This is a genomic window from Arsenicitalea aurantiaca (genome assembly GCF_003994485.1).
In the GTDB taxonomy this organism is placed as follows: Bacteria; Pseudomonadota; Alphaproteobacteria; order Rhizobiales; family Devosiaceae; genus Arsenicitalea; species Arsenicitalea aurantiaca.
In genome coordinates, this window is sequence record NZ_RZNJ01000005.1 from 140,601 (window position 1) to 158,474 (window position 17,874).

General features: G+C 67.6%; 16 protein-coding genes. 7 read left to right on the plus strand and 9 right to left on the minus strand.

What is annotated here, in order from left to right; translation table 11 throughout:
* Positions 1-14 precede the first annotated feature (14 nt).
* Both EMQ25_RS14640 and EMQ25_RS14645 read right to left on the minus strand, forming a co-directional pair.
* Positions 15-785, minus strand: a complete 771-nt coding sequence (locus EMQ25_RS14640; protein ID WP_127189344.1) for an N-acyl amino acid synthase FeeM domain-containing protein — start codon at positions 783-785, stop codon at positions 15-17.
* A gap of 137 nt (positions 786-922) precedes the next feature.
* Positions 923-3,229: a putative bifunctional diguanylate cyclase/phosphodiesterase gene (locus EMQ25_RS14645; protein ID WP_127189345.1), complete on the minus strand. Its 2,307-nt coding sequence runs from the start codon at positions 3,227-3,229 to the stop codon at positions 923-925.
* A gap of 185 nt (positions 3,230-3,414) precedes the next feature.
* Between EMQ25_RS14645 and EMQ25_RS14650 the strand changes: the two genes are divergently transcribed.
* The gene (locus EMQ25_RS14650) at positions 3,415-3,720 is read left to right on the plus strand and encodes a 4a-hydroxytetrahydrobiopterin dehydratase (protein WP_127189346.1); all 306 of its coding nucleotides are present in this window, start codon (positions 3,415-3,417) and stop codon (positions 3,718-3,720) included.
* A 13-nt stretch (positions 3,721-3,733) separates the two neighbouring features.
* On the opposite strand, the gene EMQ25_RS14655 is transcribed toward EMQ25_RS14650, so the two are convergent.
* The 3 genes from EMQ25_RS14655 to EMQ25_RS14665 are packed head-to-tail and all read right to left on the minus strand — an operon-like array spanning position 3,734 to position 9,459.
* Positions 3,734-7,159, minus strand: coding sequence for an error-prone DNA polymerase (locus EMQ25_RS14655; RefSeq protein WP_127189470.1), 3,426 nt, complete (start codon positions 7,157-7,159; stop codon positions 3,734-3,736).
* A 7-nt stretch (positions 7,160-7,166) separates the two neighbouring features.
* Positions 7,167-8,765, minus strand: a complete 1,599-nt coding sequence (locus EMQ25_RS14660; protein ID WP_127189347.1) for a Y-family DNA polymerase — start codon at positions 8,763-8,765, stop codon at positions 7,167-7,169.
* A complete protein-coding gene (locus EMQ25_RS14665; RefSeq protein WP_127189348.1) occupies positions 8,653-9,459 on the minus strand; it encodes an ImuA family protein in 807 nt (268 codons plus the stop codon). Before EMQ25_RS14665 ends, EMQ25_RS14660 begins: the two co-directional genes overlap by 113 nt.
* Positions 9,460-9,701: 242 nt before the next feature.
* Here EMQ25_RS14665 and EMQ25_RS14670 point away from each other — a divergent pair, with 242 nt between their 5' ends.
* Positions 9,702-10,157 (plus strand): tellurite resistance TerB family protein, encoded by a 456-nt coding sequence (locus EMQ25_RS14670; protein WP_127189349.1) that lies wholly within the window; start codon positions 9,702-9,704, stop codon positions 10,155-10,157.
* Between the two features lie 62 nt (positions 10,158-10,219).
* Here EMQ25_RS14670 and EMQ25_RS14675 read toward each other — a convergent pair whose 3' ends face one another.
* Both EMQ25_RS14675 and EMQ25_RS14680 read right to left on the minus strand, forming a co-directional pair.
* On the minus strand, positions 10,220-10,459 hold the full coding sequence (locus tag EMQ25_RS14675) for a hypothetical protein (protein ID WP_127189350.1): 240 nt from the start codon (positions 10,457-10,459) through the stop codon (positions 10,220-10,222).
* 8 nt (positions 10,460-10,467) lie between these two features.
* Complete coding sequence (locus EMQ25_RS14680; RefSeq protein ID WP_158626096.1) at positions 10,468-11,430, minus strand: PepSY domain-containing protein; 963 nt, start codon at positions 11,428-11,430, stop codon at positions 10,468-10,470.
* 114 nt (positions 11,431-11,544) lie between these two features.
* Here EMQ25_RS14680 and EMQ25_RS14685 point away from each other — a divergent pair, with 114 nt between their 5' ends.
* Genes EMQ25_RS14685 through EMQ25_RS14695 form a run of 3 tightly spaced genes read left to right on the plus strand, consistent with a single transcriptional unit; the run spans position 11,545 to position 13,906 of the window.
* Positions 11,545-11,892 carry a PepSY domain-containing protein gene (locus EMQ25_RS14685; protein ID WP_127189352.1) on the plus strand — a complete coding sequence of 116 codons (348 nt, stop codon included), beginning with the start codon at positions 11,545-11,547 and terminating at the stop codon, positions 11,890-11,892.
* Positions 11,889-12,557 (plus strand): response regulator, encoded by a 669-nt coding sequence (locus EMQ25_RS14690; protein ID WP_127189353.1) that lies wholly within the window; start codon positions 11,889-11,891, stop codon positions 12,555-12,557. The genes EMQ25_RS14685 and EMQ25_RS14690 overlap by 4 nt, the downstream gene beginning before the upstream one ends.
* Positions 12,554-13,906 (plus strand): ATP-binding protein, encoded by a 1,353-nt coding sequence (locus EMQ25_RS14695; RefSeq protein WP_127189354.1) that lies wholly within the window; start codon positions 12,554-12,556, stop codon positions 13,904-13,906. Before EMQ25_RS14690 ends, EMQ25_RS14695 begins: the two co-directional genes overlap by 4 nt.
* On the opposite strand, the gene EMQ25_RS14700 is transcribed toward EMQ25_RS14695, so the two are convergent.
* Positions 13,900-14,475 carry a hypothetical protein gene (locus EMQ25_RS14700; RefSeq protein WP_127189355.1) on the minus strand — a complete coding sequence of 192 codons (576 nt, stop codon included), beginning with the start codon at positions 14,473-14,475 and terminating at the stop codon, positions 13,900-13,902. The two genes, EMQ25_RS14695 and EMQ25_RS14700, sit on opposite strands and share 7 nt — an antisense overlap.
* Before the next feature lie 113 nt (positions 14,476-14,588).
* On the opposite strand from EMQ25_RS14700, the gene ppa reads away from it, so the two are divergent.
* Both ppa and EMQ25_RS14710 read left to right on the plus strand, forming a co-directional pair.
* Complete coding sequence (ppa, locus tag EMQ25_RS14705; protein ID WP_127189356.1) at positions 14,589-15,122, plus strand: inorganic diphosphatase; 534 nt, start codon at positions 14,589-14,591, stop codon at positions 15,120-15,122.
* A 70-nt stretch (positions 15,123-15,192) separates the two neighbouring features.
* Positions 15,193-15,549 carry a DUF6968 family protein gene (locus EMQ25_RS14710; RefSeq protein WP_127189357.1) on the plus strand — a complete coding sequence of 119 codons (357 nt, stop codon included), beginning with the start codon at positions 15,193-15,195 and terminating at the stop codon, positions 15,547-15,549.
* Positions 15,550-15,605: 56 nt separating this feature from the next.
* Here EMQ25_RS14710 and EMQ25_RS14715 read toward each other — a convergent pair whose 3' ends face one another.
* Positions 15,606-17,768 carry a sodium-translocating pyrophosphatase gene (locus EMQ25_RS14715; RefSeq protein WP_127189358.1) on the minus strand — a complete coding sequence of 721 codons (2,163 nt, stop codon included), beginning with the start codon at positions 17,766-17,768 and terminating at the stop codon, positions 15,606-15,608.
* Positions 17,769-17,874: the final 106 nt, after the last annotated feature.

The following is a 17,874-nucleotide window of genomic DNA, read 5'->3' on the forward strand; positions in this document are numbered from 1 at the left end:
GCCCCCGCGCGGGCTTATTCGGCCGCGATGCGCAGATTGCGGGCGCGGGCAACTGCGCGCTCATAGGCCAGTCGCGCGCTCGGCACGATCTGGCTGGCGGGCGCCGCGCCGTGCTCGAACATGGCCTCGCGCTCTTCGCGGGTCGACATGAAGAAGGGATAGCGGGTGAAGACGCGTTCCTGGATGGCATCGACCTCGGCGGCATAGAGCACCATCGGAAAGCTGAGCCCGTGATAATAGCGGGCGCCTGCGAGCTGGCGCGAATTGAACACCCGCCGGTAGAAGGCGACATGCTCGGGCCTGACCGAGGAGAGGCAGAAGCTCGCCTCGTAATGGATCGAGGCCATGACGACGATCCTCAGGGTCAGGAAGGGTAGCGCGGGGAAGGCGAGGCTCGCCTCGAAATCGGCGGTGAACCGGCCCGGGTCGATGAAGCTCTGCCCCTGATCGAGCATGGGATCGAGAATGTCGGTGAAGACCGAGTGGCTCGGGGCGTGCCGCATCTGGGGGGTGATGTGGTGAAAGCGCAGCGAACTCACCAGCTTGTCGTCGATATAGACCCCGAAGCACTGGGCGTTTGGCAGGTGGTCGAACTCGTCCCGGACGATCTCGTCGGTGTTGATCGGCACCGATTCCTCGCGCCGATAGGCTTCGTAGCGGAGCCGGTAGACCGGATCGAAGACATGGTCCGGGCTCACCCGGCGGTAATGGACGCGATCGAGGATGTCGATCAGGGTCAACGCAAATCTGGACTGGTCGCCGGTTCCGGTGGTGGCCGCACTCATTAACATACCCCTAAAACCTTAAGGGTTACGTTAAACAACGGTTTACCATGCCGCGCAAAGGGGCGGTTTCGGACGAAGGCGCCAAAGCCAGTCGGTATGGTTAAAATTTGATTAAAATTTTAACGTCTTAGCAGGAATTAACCCTGTTTCTGCTTTCTTGTCGCAGGGCGCGCCGACTGACCCATGCGGGTGATGATCTGCGCGACCTTGCCGCGCGGCAGCGGCACGCCGAAAAGGTAGCCCTGGATCTGGTCGATCCCCGTATTGGCCTCGATCAGGTCGAGCTGGGCATCGGTCTCGACGCCTTCGGCGGTGACGATGAGGTCGATGTCCTTGCCCAGCTGCGCGACGTTGGACAGCAGCTTCAGCGATCGCGGGTTGGTCGCGATGTCGGCAACGAAGCTGCGGTCGATCTTGAGCTTGGTGAAGGGCAGGGCCTGCAGATAGCTCAGCGAGGAATAGCCCGTGCCGAAATCGTCGAGCGCGATGCCGATGCCTTCGCGCGCGAGGAGCCCGAGTACCTTGGTTGCGGCGTCGCGCTGCTCGATGAGCGCGGTCTCGGTCACCTCGATCTCGAGCCTGTGGGCCGCCAGCCCCGAATTGGCGAGCGCGTCATGCACGAGATCGGCAACATTGCCGATGCGGAAGTCGCGCGCCGAGACGTTGACCGAAACCGAGACCTCGTCGGGCCAGGTGCGGCAGTCGCGGGTCGCGGTCTCGAGCACCCAGCGGGTGATGTCGGAAATGAGCCCGGTCTCCTCTGCGATCGGGATGAAGACCGAGGGCGGGATGGTGCCGAGTTCGGCATGGTGCCAGCGCGCCAGGGCTTCGCAGGCGACGACGCGGCGGGTCCTCAAATCGATCAGCGGCTGGTAGGCGAGCGAGAGCCCCTTGGCCGCGACGCAGGCGCGCAGTTCGGCCTTCAGCCGCTGGCGGTAGCGGTATTCGGTGTCGAGCTCTTCATGGAAGATCTGGGCGTGGGCCTTGCCCTCGGCCTTGGCCTTGTAGAGCGCCAGATCGGCCTTGACGAGAAGAGCATCGAGATCCTCGCTGCGCGTGGTCGAAACGACCGCCCCGATGCTGACATTGATCGCGATGTCCTCGCCCATGATCGAAAAGCCCGGCTTGAACGTGCCGATCAGGGCCGAGGTGCTGGGGCAGGGGTCGAAATCGCGCGCCACGCGCCGATAGACGAGGAATTCGTCGCCCCCGAAACGCGCGAGCAGCGCATCTTCGGGGAGGGCGCCGCGCAGGCGCTCGCCGACCTCGACGAGGAGCCGGTCGCCCACAAGATGGCCCAGCGTGTCGTTGACATGCTTGAAGTCGTCGATGTCCACGATCATCAGCAGCGCCGCCGATCGCCTCGGATCCCGTTCGCGGGCGATGAGGTCGGCTTCGACGCGCTGGGTGAAATGGGCGCGGTTGGAGAGCCCGGTCAGCCCATCGTAATGGGCCATGAAGTTGATGCGCTCCTCGGCGCGCACGCGGTCGGTGATGTATTCGAGCAGCAGCACCGTGCGGTCCCCGCGCGAGCTTACCGTCACCTCGCAGAACTGGGCCTGCGGCAGCCGCAGGATCACCTTGCCCGGCCCGCCATGGGAGACGAGGGCGAGAAGCTCGTCCGCGGCGTCCTGGGGAATCGCGCCGCGCGCCGCCGCCGCCGCGAGCAGAGCCGAGAAGGGCCGCCCGGTCCAGCTGCCGGCAACAAAGCCCGCAAAGGTCTCCTCGGCGCGGTCATTGGAGACCGCAATACGCCCGTCCGCATCGAGCATGCAGAGCCCGTGATGCATGGTGTCGAGGGCGGTATCGAGCTCGCTTGCAAGTCTCGAGGCTTCGACCCGCCCATGGACGGCGCTCAGCAGCACGTTGCGCACGTCCGCCGCGAGAAAGCGCATCGCCACCAGCATGGGCAGCAGCATGAAGGCGAGGATCAGGTGGTAGACATCGCCCTTGAGCAGCAATCCCGCCGAGAGCAGGGTGCAGGCGATGGCGAGCTGCAGGGTCAGGAGCCGGTCGAGCCCGAAATTGCGCGTCGCAATGCCCACCATCGCCGCGATGGTGGTGGACATGGCGATGAGTTCGGCCACCGAATCGTTGACGACGAGGAAGCTCGCCAGACACCAGGACCCGTAGAGGAAGGCGACGAGCGCACCCCAGGCGGTGGCGCGGCTCTCCCAATAGGCGGCGGTATCGACATCGGTCGGGGCGATGTCGTCCACCTTGAACCGGGTCATGTCCAGATAGCGGAAAATCGTGACCAGCACGAAGACGCCGGCGATGGCGTAGAGCACGGGCGACTGGGTCTTGAACGCCGCCGCCCCGGCCCCGAGCGCGCTCGCCAGCGTGCCGAACACCATCGCGCGCCGGTCCTTGAGCGCCGATTTGACGATGGACACATAGTCGATCGCCGGCATCGATTTGCGAGACGGTGTGAAAAGCGGCACTGTGCTGGTGTTCCCGGGTCCAGAACGATGAAGCGGGCACAGGGGTTAAGAACGTCTTGAGGGTCAATGCCGGGCGCGCCCCAAGGGTGCCGGCCGGGTGCCATTCCCCAACCGAGGGTGAACGAGGCTTTAACTTTTCGGCGCGCTTTGCGGAGGTCCCGCCGGCGCCCGGTGCGGAGGATCAAATGGTCGAACGGCTTTCGGACGCCGAGCGCAAGGCAGCGCTTCTCGAGCTCGGCAACTGGCGCCACGAGGCGGGCGAGGACCGGATCGTGCGGGAATTCGTCTTTGCCGATTTCCGGGTCGCCTTCGGGTTCATGACGCAGGTTGCGCTTCAAGCCGAAAAGGCGGGCCATCACCCGGACTGGTCCAACAGCTACAACAGGGTGCGGATCGGGCTCACCACCCATGATGCCGGGGGGCTGAGCGAGAAGGATGTCGCGCTTGCCCGTGCGATCGACGCGGTCGCCACAAGGATGGGCGCGCGCTAGGTCGATCCCGGCTTCAATGGAAATTGCGCCCGCCCGGCATGCTCGCCCGGGCGATGCGGCGGGCGAGCTCCTCGCGCTTGGTGCGCTCTGCGTCCCGGCCCGCGGGCGGTCCGGAGCGGCCTTCATCGGCGCGCGCCATGCTCGCATCCCCTATGGTGTGCCCGTCGGCAAGCTCGAGCAAATGAGGGGTCAGATCCGCAAAGGTGCGCCCCACGACATGGATGACGAGGCCTTCGCGCTGCAGCCGCCCGCGCACCGCCATCAGCCTGGCGCCCAGCACCACGCGCCGGTTGGTCTCGAAGAGCTTGGGCCAGACGATGATGTTGGCGCTGCCGGTCTCGTCCTCGAGGGTCGCGAAGATGACCCCGCTCGCCGTGCCGGGCCGCTGCCGCACGAGCACGAGCCCGGCGATCTCGACCTCGCGGTTGAGGGGGGCGGTGGCCAGATCGGCGGCCCTGAGCGTGCCGCGGCGCGACAGCATGGGCCGCAGGAAGGCCATGGGGTGGCCCTTGAGCGAGAGCGAGAGGCTTCGGTAATCATGGACCACCTCCTCGCCGGGGGGCATGGGCGGCAGGTCGCGGTCGGGTTCCTCGGCCGATGAGGGCGCGCCGGCCTGCGCAAAGAGCGGCAGGGTTTCGGCCCCGTCCGTGCCCCTGAGCCCACCCACTGCCCAGAGCGCGTCGCGCCGGCCGAGCCCGAGCGAGCCGAAGGCGTCGGCCTCGGCGAGCCGTTCGAGGCTTGCAGGCGCAAGTCCGGTGCGCAGCCAGAGGTCACGCACCGAATCATAGCCCCGCCCGCGCCGGGCGACGATGAGATTGATGTCGGCCTCGCGCAGGCCCTTGACGAAATTGAGCCCCAGCCGCACCCCATGGGTCGAGCGGATATCGCCCTGCTGGTCGGCATGGCGGGGCCAGACATGCGGGGCGGCGGGGCGGCCGGCCTCGAGCACGCATTCGGCATCCGAGAGATTGACGTCCACCGCATGCACCTCCACCCCGTGCTCGATGGCGTCGCGCACGATCTGGGCGGGCGCATAAAAGCCCATGGGCTGGCTGTTGAGCAGCGCACAGCAGAAGACGTCCGGATAATGGCATTTGAGCCAGCACGAGACGTAGACCAGCAGCGCAAAGGACGCCGCATGGCTTTCGGGGAAGCCATATTCGCCGAACCCCTCGATCTGGCGGAAGCAGCGCTCGGCGAAGTCGCGGTCGAAACTGTTCTTTTCCATTCCGGCGATAAAGCGCTCGCGGAAGGTGTTGATGCGCCCGTTGCGCCGCCAGGTCGCCATGGCCCGGCGCAGCTGGTCCGCCTCGCCGGGGGAAAACCCCGCCCCCACCACGGCGATCTGCATGGCCTGTTCCTGAAAGAGCGGGATGCCGAGCGTGCGCTCGAGCACCGCCCGCAGCTTTTCGGAGGGGTAGGTGATGGGCGCGCCCTCGATCCGGCGCTGCAGATAAGGATGGACCATGCCGCCCTGGATCGGCCCGGGCCGCACGATGGCGACCTCGATGACGAAATCGTAGAACTCCCGCGGCCTGAGGCGCGGCAGCATGGTCATCTGCGCCCGGCTCTCGATCTGGAAGACGCCGATGGTGTCGGCCCGATGGGTCATGGCGTAGACACGGGCGCTCTTTTTCTCGCCTTCGGGGCGGAATTTGTCCTCGCGCTCCTCCTCCAGAAGCCCTGCAAGCGTCAGGTCCTCTCCGTAATGCACGTGCATGAGCTCGAAGGCCCGGCGGATGCAGCTGAGCATGCCCAGCGCCAACACGTCGACCTTGAGGATCCTGAGGGCGTCGATATCGTCCTTGTCCCATTCGATGACGGTGCGGCCCTCCATGGCCGCATGCGAGATGGGCACGTACTGGTCGAGCTGGTCGCGCGTCAGCACGAACCCGCCCACATGCTGGGAGAGGTGGCGGGGAAAGCCCATGAGTTCATTGGCCAGTTCGAGCGCCATGGCGAGAATGGGGTCGGCGGGATCGAGCCCGAGCTCGCGCACCCGTTCGGGGTCGAGCGCGCGGGCGTGCCAGCCCCAGCTCAGCTGGTTCATCGCATCGACCATATCGGTGGAGAGCCCGAAGACCTTGGCCACCTCGCGCACCGCGCCCTTGGCGCGATAGGTGACGACGGTGGCGGTGAGCCCGGCGCGGTGGCGGCCATATTTCCCGTAGAGATACTGCATGGCCTCCTCGCGGCGCTCATGCTCGAAATCGACGTCGATGTCGGGGGGCTCGTCGCGCTCGGTGGAGAGGAAGCGCCCGAAGACCAGATTGCCGACCATGGGGTCGACCTCGGTGATGCCGAGGCAGAAGCAGACCATGGAATTGGCCGCCGAGCCGCGCCCCTGGCAGAGAATGCCGCGCTCGTCCCGGGCGAAACGAACGAGATCGTGCACGGTGAGGAAATAGGCGGCGTAGCGCTTTTCGGCGATCAGCCGCAATTCGCCCAGAACGCCGCGCCGCACCTTGAAGGGGATGCCCCGGGGGTAGCGGCGCTTCGCGCCCTCCCAGGTGAGGCGCACCAGCGTCTGCTGGGCGGTCTCGCCATTGCCCACGGTCTCCTCGGGATAGGAATATTGCAGCTGCTCGAGGCTGAAGCCGATGCGCGAGACGAGCCGGCCGGTCTCGAGCAGGGCCTCGGGATGTTCGCGGAAGAGGCGCGCCATCTCGAGGGGCGGCTTCAGATGCCGCTCGGCGTTCTGCTCGAGCCGGCGTCCGGCCTTAAAGATGGTGACGTGCTCGCGGATGCAGGTCAGCACGTCCTGGAGCCGCTGCCGCTCGGGGGCGTGATAAAGCACGTCGTTGATCGCGATCAGCGGCACGCCGCAGCGCCCGGCGAGATCGGCAAGGCGCGCGAGGCGGGCCCGGTCTTTGCCCTTATAGGTGCAGCTGGCGCCGAGCCAGACATTGCCTCTGGCCATTCTGGCCAGTTCGGCCAGAGTGGATTCCCCGCGGTCCCAGGCCCGCTCATCCACCTGAACGATGAGGAGCTGGCCCTCCAGCGCCTCGGCAAGATCGGAAAAATGGAGCGTGCAGAGGCCCTTGGCGGCACGCAGATTGCCCTTGGTGAGGAGCGTGCAGAGCCGGCCATAGGCGTCCCGGTCGGTGGGATAGGCGATGATGTCGGGCGTGCCGTCGGCAAAGCAGAGCCGCGTGCCCACCACATAGCGGAAGCCGGCAAGCGCCGGGGCGGTGGCGGGATCGCCTGCAAGCAGCCGCAGCGCGGTGAGGCCCCGCACGACGCCCGCAAAGGAGTTCCGATCGCAAAGCCCGAGCCCGGAAAGCCCGAGCGCGACGGCCTGGCTCACGAGTTCGGCCGGGTGCGAGCCGCCGCGCAAGAAGGAGAAATTGCTGGTTACCGCCAGTTCGGCATAGGCCGGAGGCGGCGCGGGCGGGCTCTGGCGGGCCGAGGGGCGAAAAGGCAGGAGGGGGCCGTCCATCGCGTCCTCAGCAGAAAAGGCCATGGACGAACCAGCGCGGCTCGCGGGTCTCGGCGGCGTAGAGCCCCTCGCGGAAGATCCAGAAGCGGCGGCCGGCCTCGTCCTCGGCGACGTAATAATCGCGCGTCAGCGCCTCCTCCCCCGGCACCCACCATTCGATCCCGATGCGCTCGGGGCCCGAGGCGCGCAGGAACCGGTAGGGCAGCCGGCGCCAGACCATGGAGGCGGGCGGGCCGTCGGGCACCTGGGCGAGCACCTCGATGCGCTCGGGCGCGGGCAGGAGCCGCAGCGGGCGGGGCAGGGCGGGATCGGGTGCGGCGCGCGGATCATCGGGCAGGGGGGCGATGGCGGGCTCGAGCCTTACGGCCCGTTCGGGGATATGGCTGTCGACGAACCCGGTACGGCTCACCGCCAGGGGGCCGAGCCGGCTCGCCATCCGATCCTTGAGGCGCACGAGGTCCGCCGTGCCGTCCGGAGGCGCGAAGGCGCCGTCCTGGCGGGGGGCGAGCGGGGTGATGGTGGTGGCGGCGAGCCTTATCATGTCGATGCCGAAGCCGGCATCATACTCCCCGCCCAGCCGGTCGGCGCGGTGGGCGAAGAGGCGTGCGATGTGCCCCGGGTCGCGGGTGGGGCGTGCCGCATTGACCGAGAGCACCATCACCTTGTGATCGACCCGGTAGAGGAAGAGATGGAAGCCCTGCGCGCCCGCGGCCTCGCGCTCGAGCTGGCCTGCGAGCCTCAGCGCGAGGTCGGCGGTGGTGGCGAGCACGTCGTCGATGAGCCCGATCGGCTCGGCGAAGCGCCGCTCCACATGGCGCTCGGGGGCGGGCAGGCGGGGCACGAGCCGCTCATTGCCCCGGCCCAGCGCCTCGTCGAGCCGGGCGATGAACAGGCTCCCGAAGCGGGCCTGCATGGCCTTGCGCTGGCGGGCATAGAGCTGGCCGACGCGCTTGAGCCCGAGCCGGCCGAGCGCGGCGATGGTCGCCTCGGGCAGGCGCAGGGCCGAGACGGGCAGGGGCGCGAGCGCCTCCTCCTCCCCGCCCGGGGCGAGGATGGTTCCGGGGCGGTGGCGGGCAAGCGCCCAGGCGGTGCCGATGGCCGGCGCGATGGCGCCCGAGACGGAAAAACCGAGGTTTTCCAGCCGCGTCGTGACCCCGTCGAGCATGGCCTGTTCCCCGCCATAGAGATGGGCGACCCCGGCAATGTCGATGCCGAGCGTGCCATAGGCGGGTTTGTGCCGCCCCTCCTCGGGGAGCACCGAGACGATGGGGCCGGCATAGGAGTGCCAGTCGGCGAAATCGGCAAAGCGCGCGGCGAGCCATTCATGATCGGCCTCGCGCACGATGAGGCCGGGGCAGAGCGCGCGGGCGTCCGAGAGCGGCTGGCCCGGCGAAAGGCCGGCCCGCTCGGCATGCCGGTCGACGGCGCAGAGCCGCATGCCCCCGCGCACCGTTTCCCAGAGCGCCAGAGGACGGTCGGGGGGCAGGCCGGGCTCAGCCCGCCTCAGAGTATCGGTTGCCCAGGCCGGCAGATGCAGCACCAGATGAAGGCGCGCCGGCGACGCCAGCGGCGCCGGGTTCTGCCCGATCGAGAATTGCAAAGCCATGTTCAGTCCAGTCCAGGAAAAAGCCGGGGCTGCCGGCACCCTTGCCGAGCCGTCCCTTTTCGATGTCGACCCGCCAGCGGGGGCGGCCCGGCGCCCTCGCATCGAAGGCCATGCCGGCGCTGGGGGCGGGGCTGAGCCGCCAGCGGAAGCGGGCCGCGCTCGCTTCCCGCCCCGTGCCGTAGCGCAGCAGCAGCACCGTGCTGCCCGCATCGGCGGCACGCAGGCTGAGCCGGCGGCTGGCGGTGAAATCGAGCGCCTTGTGGGGCCGGCCGATATCGGCGATGACCGCGGCGACGGCCCGGCAGAGCGCCGCCTCCTCGATGGCCCAGAGCAGTTCGACGACGCTTTCCACCCGGCAGATGAGCAGGCTTTCGGGCGACACCCCGAAATGGGCGAGCCCCGCGCCATAGGGCAGGCCCGCCTCCTGGGCCTCCCCTGCCATCTGCACGAAGACGAGGGCCGGGCGGCCCGGGCCGAGCAGCGGCCGGGCGAGCCCGAGCGCGAAGCCCAGCATGGCCGCGCCATTGCGCCTTGCGTCGGTGAAGACCTCGTGCAGCAGCCCGCCGGGCAGGGCGAGCGGGTCCTGGGATGTCGGAAGGGGCGCCATCTCCTCCCCGGAGGCGGGCAGGCGCTCCTCGAGGGCGGCGATTCGCGCCCTCAGCGTTTCGATCTGCGCGTGCTTGCGCCCATGCATGGCAGGGGCCTCCCGGTCGAGTGATGCTTAGAACAAAAAGAGAACATCACTCGGGCCGGGAAGAGTCAAGGCGAGTCTTTTCGCCTCTTCGCGGACGGGGGCGGAGCCGCGATTGTTGCAGCAAAGCCGCCCTCGGGCTCAAGTCGGCGTGAGAGCCCGTCCAAGCCATTGAGCGGCCAGCCGAACCCGCCTATCTCTCGGACAAGACGCCGTCCACGACCAGCCCCCGGAAGGACCGAGCCATGTTCGACGCCATCACCCGACTTTTCACCAGATCCGAAGAGCCGGTAAAGGTCGACGAGCCGCGCATCGCGGTCGCGGCGCTGCTCGTGCATCTGGCGGCGGTGGATGGCTCGGTCAAGCCCGAGGAGCGCAAGGCGATCGAAGGCGTGCTGATCGACAGCTATGATCTGTCCGACGCCGAAGTCGAAAAGCTGATCGCCGAGGCGACCCGCCGCGACAATGAGGCTGTGGATTTTTATCGCTTCACTTCCGAACTGATGGCGCTCGATGAGGCCGAGCGCGTCGAGATCGTCCGGATGATGTGGCAGGTCGTCTTTGCGGACGACAAGAATCACGAGCTCGAGGACAACATGGTCTGGCGCATCGCCGAACTGCTCGGCGTCTCTGCCCGCCAGCGCACCGTTCTGCGCAACCAGATGGCGCGCGGGGGCGCCGCGGCCGAAAAGCCCGCCTGAGCGCCCGCCCCCTACGCAGGAAAAAGGCCCGGAACGCGGCAGCGTCCCGGGCCTTCGCATTTTCAGAAGATGCGATCGAGCAGGTTTGGTCCGGGCATCTCGTCGATCAGCCAGAGCGCGGCGAGCACGACAAGGATGATGACGCCGATCCGCGCCCAATTGGGCCCCTCCCGCTCCGCCGGCGGGGGCGGGGCAAAGCGCGATGGCTGTCCCTCGCCCTCGATCCGGGTGAGCCGAAGCCCGAGATCGGTCTGGGCCGCCTCGATGCGGGCGAGGCGGGCTTCGATTGGGTTTTCGCTCATGGTACCGCTCAGAAGCCGCGGCGGAGCTGTTCCTTGTAGACCTCGCCATTGAGGTCGACATGCAGCCGCACCGGCTCGCCCTCGGGATTGGTGGCGACGAGCTCGACATGGCGCGGCTTGCGCTCGAGCGCGCCCGAAATCACATAGCCCTGTCCCTCGACGCTATCGCGCAGGGCGGCTTCGTTGAAATCGGCCGGCACGCGCGGGCGCGGTCCGTCCACCGAGACCCGGCCCACCCGGTCGTCATTGCGGATCTCGATCTCGATCTCGCGCCCGTCCTCGGTATAGCCCTCGACCTTGTAGTGGTTGCGGCGGCTCTCGAACTCCATCACGTCCACGATGCCGCGCTCGGCAATGGCGCGCTGGACCTCTTCTGGCAGGAGAAGCGACAGATCGACACTGGTGGCGCGCCGGTCGTCATCGACGTCGATGTCCCGGATGGTGCCGTCGAAATAGAGGTCGATGTCGATGTCCCGGCCATCGGCGTCGCGCACTTCGAACTCGAAATGATCGTCCTCGCGGTCATCGAGCCGGATGTCGCTGAACCCCATGCCCTCGAGGATCGCGATCGCCGCCGCCTCGTCGATCGGGCCCGAGGCGACGGGCGCGGCCGAAGCGGCCGGCGTGGCAGGAGCCGCCTGGGCGACCTGCGCCGCGGGAGCGCCCGCCAGAAGCTCGGTGCCGTCGGCGCGGGTGACGGAGGTCGCGCGGAACCCGTCGGGCGTCGCCTCCCCGACGATGACGAGGGTTTCCCCGTTTTCGAGGCTGAGGCCCTCTGCCAAGGGGCGGGCGGGATCGACGAGCACGCGGCCGGTCTCGTCCTCGATGAGGAAGCGCGAGCCGAACACGTCGCCGACCTCGCCCTGGATGACCGTGCCCGGCAGCTGCTCGATCGGCATCTGGGCGATGGCGAGGCCCGCCGGCAGGGCGAGCGCGGTGGCGAGCAGAAGGGCGTGGCGGGTAAGGCGCATGATGTGTCTCCGTTTGGACATTGGCGATGTCCGGGGTGTAGCAGGAGCCGCTTGAACGCCTCTGGAACGGCGCGGTTCAATCTCGGTTCAGCATTTTCATGCTATCGAACGCTCATGAAAACCGCCCTTCGTACCCTCCTGCTGATCGGTTCGCTCATCCTTGCGGGCGCGTTCGCCGGCACGCCCGCTTTCGCGCAGGCGCTGCAGGCGGAGCAGCAGGAGGAGCGGATGGCGCCCCTGCCCATCACTGCGGCAATGGCCGCGGCGACGGGGCGCTTTGCCGGGCGCATCATCGGGGCCGAGCTCGTTGCCGGCCGGCCCGAGGAGATGACGGACATGGTCTATGCCTTTCGCATGCTGACCGATGGCGGGGACATCCTTGCGATCCGCGTGGATGCGCGCGATGGCACCATCCTCGAGGTCGACGGGCGCGGGCTCGTCGCGGCGCGGCGGCGGCCATGAGGGCGCTGGTGGTCGAGGACGAGGCCCGCATCGCGGGCGATCTCGCCGCGGCGCTGCGCGAGGCGGGCTTTGCCGTCGACATCGCGGTGGACGGGCGCGAGGCCGAATATCTGGGCGCAACCGAAAGCTATGATGCGGTGGTGCTCGATCTGGGGCTCCCCGGGCTCGACGGCATCGCCGTGCTCGAAGCATGGCGGGGGGCAGGGCGCACCATGCCCGTCCTGATCCTCACCGCGCGCGACGCCTGGAGCGAAAAGGTGCGCGGCTTCCGCGCCGGGGCGGACGACTACGTCATCAAGCCCTTCCGGCTCGAGGAGGTGGTGATCCGCATGAAGAGCCTCGTGCGCCGTGCGGCCGGCCATGCGAGCACCATCATCAGCTGCGGGCCGCTGAGCCTTGATACCCAGCTCGGGGTCTTCACGCTCGACGGGGTGGCGCTCAAACTCACCGCCTTCGAATGGCGGGTGCTGTCCTATCTCGTCCATCATGCCGAGCGGCCGGTGACGCGGACCGAGCTCAGCGAACATCTCTACGAACGCGATACCGATCGCGATTTCAATTCGCTCGAGGTGATCATCGGCCGGCTTCGCCGCAAGATCGGGCGGGGGCTGATCGAGACCGTGCGCGGGCAGGGCTACCGGCTCTCGGCCGGCGACGGGGCATGATCGCTTCGTCCATCCGCACCCGGCTCGTGCTCCTGGCGCTCGCCTGGATCGCGGTGGCGCTGGTGGTTGCGGCCTTCGTCATCTCGGGGCTGCTGCGGCAGTTCGTCGAGGAAGGGTTCGAGGCCTCGCTCGATTCCACCCTCATTGCGCTGATGGCGAGCACCGAGGAGGATCTGGCGCTCGGGCGGATCACGGTCGATGCCGCGGTCGCCGATCCGCGCTTTGAGCAGCCGCTTTCGGGCTGGTACTGGCAGATCGCCGACGAGGACGCGGTGCTTTTGCGCTCGGGCTCGCTCTGGACCGATGATCTGGGGGCGGGCGCGGAAGCGGCGTCGGGCGCCGTGCTCCGGCGTACCCTCCAGGGGCCCGAGGGCATGGCGCTCCGTGCCCTTTCGCGCGATTTCACCGCGCCGGGCGGCACGAGCCGGCTGCGCGTCACCGCCGCGATGCCCGAGGCGGAGATCGAGGCGCGGGTCGCCGGCATGGTCGGCCCGCTTCTGACCTCGCTCGTTCTCCTCGGGGCCGGGCTCGTCCTTGCCATCGCGCTCCAGGTCCATTTCGGGCTCGCGCCGCTCAAGCGCCTGCGCGACAATCTGGGGCGCGTGCATCGGGGCGAACTTCCGAGCCTGCCTGCCGAGCGCTACGCCGAAATCGCCCCGGTGGTCGAGGAGATGAACGCGCTCATTGCCCACAACAGAAAGACCATCGCGCGCGCCCGCACCCATGTGGGCAATCTCGCCCATGGGCTGAAGACCCCGCTCTCGGTGCTCGATACGAGCCTTGCCCGGCCGCCCGGCCCCGAGCGCGAAACGGCGCTGGCGGAGGTGTCGGCGAGCATGAACCGGATGATCGGCCATCATCTGCGCCGGGCGCGCTCGGCGATCACCCATGGGGTGGTCGGCGAACGTTCCGATGTGGGCGAGGCGGTCGCGGACCTCGTGCCGGTCTTTGCGGGCATCTATGCCGATCGGGGGCTTGCGCTCGAAACCGAGTTGGCGCCGGGGACGGTCTTTGCCGGGGAGCGGCAGGACCTCGACGAGCTGATCGGCAATCTCATCGACAATGGGTGCAAATGGGCGAAAGCCCGCGTCCGGGTTTCCGCCGCCCGCAGCGGGCCGCGCGAAATTTCGATCATTGTGCGCGATGACGGGCCGGGGCTCAGCACGGAGGACGCGCGCCTTGCGCTCGAACGGGGCCGGCGGCTCGACGAGCAGCGGCCCGGCTCGGGGCTCGGGCTCGCCATCGTCAGCGACATTGCCGGGCTCTATGAGGGCCGGCTCGAGATCGGGCCGGGCGAAACGGGCGGTACGGAGGCGCGGCTCATCCTGCCCGCGCCACCCCTTCAATAGCCGATCGGGGTGAGGTCGCCCACCGTCTCGATGGCATCGGCGCGGCAATCGAAGTCCGGCGCCAGCCGGTCGGCGATCTCGCGGGCCTCGTCATTGGCGTCCGGATTGCCCGAGGCGCGCACATAGCCGATATGGCAGCTATTGCCCTCGGCGACCCGGCTCACCACGAGGATCTCGACCCCGCGCGTCAGCGGATCGCCATCGTCGAGCCGGTAGCGCACGATCGTCGCAAAGGGGCGGAAATCCCCGGTGCGGTTGGAGATGCGCCATTCGAGCCGCGGGCCGAGCGTGTTGAAGGGGGCGAGGGTCTGGCCGGCCACCGTCTCCTCATAGGCGCGAAAGCCATAGCTGAGGAAGAACCGCAGATCCCCCTCGGCGACCATCAGCGGGGTGCCCTTATATCCGGGGCAGGCAAAGACCGCGCCGAAATCGTCGGCCTTCTGGACGGTGCAGAGCGCAAGATCGAGGTCGGTATAGACCGAATCGATGGTCTGCGCGGCCGCCGGCAGGCAAAGCCCCATGAGGGCGATGGCAGGGGCCATGGCGAGGGCAAGGCGTTTCGGCATCATCTCTGTCTCCTCTGGCCGGGGCGTCGGCCCCTTGCGATATGGCTTGAATTCTCGGCCCCTTCGGGGCAACAAGGCGCCCATCCTCCAAACTCCCAGATTGAGGCCCTCCCGGCATGAATATCGACGCCATCCCGACCGGCAAGACACCGCCCGACGACATCAACGTCATCATCGAAGTGCCGCTGGGCGGCGAGCCCATCAAATACGAGATCGACAAGGAGAGCGGGGCGCTGTTCGTCGACCGCTTCCTCTATACGCCCATGCGCTATCCGGGCAATTACGGCTTCGTGCCCCATACCCTTTGCGGGGATGGCGACCCGCTCGACGTGATCGTGCTCAACACGCGCCCCCTGCTGCCCGGCGCCGTGGTGCGCTGCCGGCCGATCGGGGTGCTCTACATGGAAGATGATGGCGGGCAGGACGAGAAGATCCTCGCCGTGCCGGTCAGCAAGCTCACCAAGGTCTATGACGGGATCGTCAACTATACCGACATGCCCGAGATCGAGATCGAGCGCGTCAAGCACTTCTTCCTGCACTACAAGGACCTCGAGCCGGGCAAATGGGTCAAGCTCGCCGGCATCGGCGACGTTGACGACGCCCGCAAGGTGATCCTCGATGCCATCGCGATGGCGGGCAAGGACGCGTAGTCTCAGCCTTGTATCCCGTTCCGGGCCGTTGCAGCATCACGATGTCTGCAATGGCTCTGGACCCTCGATCATGGAAGAGAACGACAGCGCACCGATCGGCGTCCGCAGGTTGACCGTCCAGACGTCTGATGGCGAGCGCGGTGTCATCGTTGCCGTGTTCCCTCCCGAGCCGCTCGGCGACAAGTGGATCTGTGCCTATGAGATCGGCTGGCCTGAGGGGATGGCTCGCAGCCGCGCTCAGGGCAATGACGCGCTGCACGCCATGCTCTTGTGCCAGCAAAAGATCGGCATGGAGCTCTACATGAGCCGCTATCATCACGAGCGGCGGATGTGGTGGAGGAAGCCCTGGGACGGCTATGGGTTTCCTCTTCCGAAAGAGGGGCGGGACCTCCTGATCGGGGACGACGCGCGTTTTTACGGCAATTAGCGAGCGCAACGAAAAGGCCGGGATCGCTCCCGGCCTTCTGCATTTCGGAAGACCGCTCAGACGCTGTGGGCGAGCACGGCCAGCAGCAGGAGCGCGACGATGTTGGTGATCTTGATCATCGGGTTCACCGCCGGGCCGGCAGTGTCCTTGTAGGGATCACCCACCGTATCGCCGGTGACCGAGGCCTTGTGCGCGTCCGAGCCCTTGAAGTGCTTGACGCCCTGGCTGTCGGTGAAACCGTCCTCGAAGCTCTTCTTGGCATTGTCCCAGGCCCCGCCGCCGGCGGTCATGGAGATGGCAACGAAGAGCCCGGTGACGATGACGCCCATCAGCATGGCCCCGACCGCGGCGAAGGCGGCGGCCTTGCCCGCGATCAGCAGGATCACGAAGAACGCCACGAGCGGCGAGAGCACCGGCAGCAGAGAGGGGACGATCATCTCCTTGATCGCCGCCTTGGTCAGCATGTCGACCGCCCGCCCGTAATCGGGCTTTTCGGTGCCGGCCATGATGCCGGGTTTCTCGCGGAACTGGCGCCGCACCTCGACCACCACTGATTGGGCAGCCCGCCCGACCGCCGTCATCGACATCCCCCCGAAGAGGAAGGGCAGGAGCCCGCCGAACAAGAGGCCCGCCACCACATAGGGGTTGGAGAGGTCGAAGCTGATCGCCCCCATATCGGCAAAGAAGGGGTAGGTCTCGGAGTTGGCGGCGAAATAGTTGAGGTCCTGGGTATAGGCCGCAAAGAGCACCAGCGCCCCGAGACCCGCCGAGCCGATGGCATAGCCCTTGGTCACGGCCTTGGTGGTGTTGCCCACCGCGTCGAGCGCGTCGGTATTGTGACGCACCGCATCGGGAAGGCCCGCCATCTCAGCGATGCCGCCGGCATTGTCGGTGACCGGGCCGAAGGCATCGAGCGCGACGACCATGCCTGCGAGCGCGAGCATCGTGGTGACCGCGACCGCGATCCCGAAGAGCCCTGCGAGATTGAAGGTGACGAGGATGCCCGCAATGATCACGATTGCCGGCAGTGCGGTCGATTCAAGGCTGACCGCGAGACCCTGGATGACGTTGGTGCCATGCCCGGTCACCGAGGCCTCGGCGATGGAATTGACCGGGCGCCGTCCGGTGCCGGTATAGTATTCGGTGATCCAGATGATGAGCCCGGTGATGACGAGCCCGGCCACCCCGCAGAAAAAGAGCGCGGTGGGGGTGAAGCCCGTGGTCAGCACACCTGCGGCGTCGGGCACGCCCAATTGGGCGTTCATGTCCCCGAAGACGATCCAGAGCGTGGGGTAGAGCAAGACCAGCGAGAGCAGGCCGGTCGCGACGATCCCCTTGTAGAGCGCGCCCATGATGTTGTTGGAGGCGCCGAGCTTGACGAAGAAGGTGCCGATGATCGAGGTGACGACGCAGGCACCGCCGATCGCGAGCGGCAGCATCATGCCGGCCAGCTGATAGGCCTCTGGCAGGATGATCGCGGCAAGCACCATGGTGGCGACGGCGGTCACCACATAGGTCTCGAAGAGGTCCGCGGCCATGCCGGCGCAGTCTCCGACATTGTCGCCCACATTGTCGGCGATGGTCGCGGGGTTGCGCGGATCGTCCTCGGGAATGCCGGCCTCGACCTTCCCCACCATGTCCCCGCCGACATCGGCGCCCTTGGTGAAGATGCCGCCGCCGAGCCGGGCGAAGATCGAGATCAGCGATGCGCCGAAGCCGAGCGCGACCAAGGCATCGATCACCGTGCGGCTCGTCGGGGCGAAGCCCTCCATGCCGGTGAGGAAGGCGAAATAGAGCGTGACGCCCAGAAGGCCGAGCCCCGCGACCAGCAGCCCCGTCACCGCGCCCGACTTGAAGGCGAGGTCGAGCCCGCCCGCCAGCGAATGCGTCGCGGCCTGGGCCACCCGCACATTGGCGCGCACCGAAACGTTCATGCCGATGAAGCCGGCCGCCCCCGAAAGGATCGCCCCGATCGCGAAGCCGATCGCGGCATAGGCCCCGAGCAGCCAGAAGGCGAGGATGAAGATGACGACGCCGACGATGGCGATGGTGGTGTATTGGCGCCTGAGATAGGCCGAAGCGCCTTCGCGCACCGCGGCCGAGATCTCCTGCATGCGCGCCGAGCCCGCATCTGCGGCCAGAAGACCGCGTGTGGTGACGACGCCATAGACGATCGACAGCGCGCCACAGGCTATGATGAGCCAGAGCAAAAGAGTCACGAAATTCCCCCTTGGACCGAAACGGCTTCCCGTCCGTGGGCGTCCATTGGCGGACGTCTCCACGGCCTCCGGTTTCGAGAGTGCCGCTTCCGCCTTCGGGGCGCAA